Here is a 1,136-nt window from a genome sequence, read left to right as displayed (position 1 = left end):
CTCGATGGGCTGCAGCCAGTAGCCGGCGCCGGGCGTGGCGGTGGCGCAGTGGGCGGTGCGGTGCCCGTAGAACGGCTCGTCGCCGGAGCCGCCGCCGTGGGTGTGCGACCTGCGGCAGAGCGGGCATCGGCGGACGACGAGGAGCCACACGATGCCGCCGCCGATGGTGGGAACCTGGCGGGCGCGGCACAGCGCGATGGGGTCGCCGGTGGCTACAGTGGGGGCCGACCCGCTCGCCCGCTGGTCCTGCGCCCCGGTTGCCGCCGGGGCGTTCTTCTTTGCGCTCATGCCGCTGCGCCTCCCGGCTTGACCGTCTGGGCGTTGAGCCACGCGTCGATGGCGCTGCGCCGGTACTTCACGCGGCCGTACTGGCCGGGGTGGGTCTTCACGTACTCGGGGCCGATGCCCTGCCAGCGGTAGTTCGCGAGCGTCTTCGCGGCTACGCCGTACTGGGCCTGCACCTGCTTCGGAGTGAGCAACGGGTCTGTCATGTCACCGATCCTCGTTGAATCGACTAGTGGAGTAGTCGAATCGGAAGTTGCTCGGATCTTCCCGCACGTGCTTGCAATTAGTCAAGGCGCCCACTACATTCGCCGATGTGACTAACGAACCGACTGTGAGTGACTCGGTCGCCGAACGCGTCCAGCAGGTCCGCAAGAAACGCGGATGGACCGTGAAACAGCTCGCCGAGCGCTGCGCCGAACTGGGCGCCCCGGAGCTCACCGCGCAGGCTCTCTACAACCTGGAGAACGGGCGCCGGGACGACAGCGGGCGCCGACGCCGGGACGTGACTGTGGACGAGCTGCTGAAGCTGGCCTACGTGCTGTCCGTGGCGCCCGTGCATCTGCTCGTCCCGCCGGTCGACGGCGACGCGGTAGTGCCGTACCGGTTCATCGAGGGCGTCACGACGACACCCGGCTTCGCTCGCGCGTGGATCCGCGGCCAGTCGCCGATCGGTCGCGTGGTCGCCCGGGAGTACTTCAGCGAGGTGCCCGACTCGGAGTATCAGGTGCCCGAATGGCAGTGGACGCCACAGAACATCGAGGGCCAGAGCAGGGCCGTCGAGGAGGGGGGGAAGGGTGGCAAGGGTCTGGATTGAGGACCGCGCGAAGCACGCCGAGTACCAGGCGGCCATG

At 68.9% G+C, this 1,136-nt stretch carries 3 protein-coding genes; 1 reads left to right on the top strand and 2 read right to left on the bottom strand.

Going from position 1 to position 1,136, the window contains the following annotated elements; all coding sequences use genetic code 11:
• Both ACTWQJ_RS51650 and ACTWQJ_RS51645 read right to left on the bottom strand, forming a co-directional pair.
• Positions 1-288, bottom strand: a 288-nt coding sequence (locus ACTWQJ_RS51650) for a hypothetical protein (protein ID WP_443313246.1), incomplete at its 3' end; no start/stop codon positions are given.
• Positions 285-491 carry a helix-turn-helix transcriptional regulator gene (locus ACTWQJ_RS51645; RefSeq protein ID WP_443313245.1) on the bottom strand — a complete coding sequence of 69 codons (207 nt, stop codon included), beginning with the start codon at positions 489-491 and terminating at the stop codon, positions 285-287. The genes ACTWQJ_RS51645 and ACTWQJ_RS51650, both read right to left, overlap by 4 nt.
• 125 nt (positions 492-616) lie before the next feature.
• Here ACTWQJ_RS51645 and ACTWQJ_RS51640 point away from each other — a divergent pair, with 125 nt between their 5' ends.
• Positions 617-1,099: a helix-turn-helix domain-containing protein gene (locus ACTWQJ_RS51640; protein ID WP_443313244.1), complete on the top strand. Its 483-nt coding sequence runs from the start codon at positions 617-619 to the stop codon at positions 1,097-1,099.
• Positions 1,100-1,136: the final 37 nt, after the last annotated feature.

The organism is Streptomyces sp. KR55 (assembly GCF_052245645.1).
GTDB classification, from domain to species: domain Bacteria; phylum Actinomycetota; class Actinomycetes; order Streptomycetales; family Streptomycetaceae; genus Streptomyces; species Streptomyces flavusporus.
The sequence above is the reverse complement of the archived record's forward strand: the minus strand, read 5'-3'. Positions and strand labels throughout refer to the sequence as shown.

Coding starts and splice junctions, on each gene's coding strand:
- ACTWQJ_RS51645 (WP_443313245.1), bottom strand. CDS start 491: ATGACAGACCCGTTGCTCACTCCGAAGCAGGTGCAGGCCCAGTACGGC.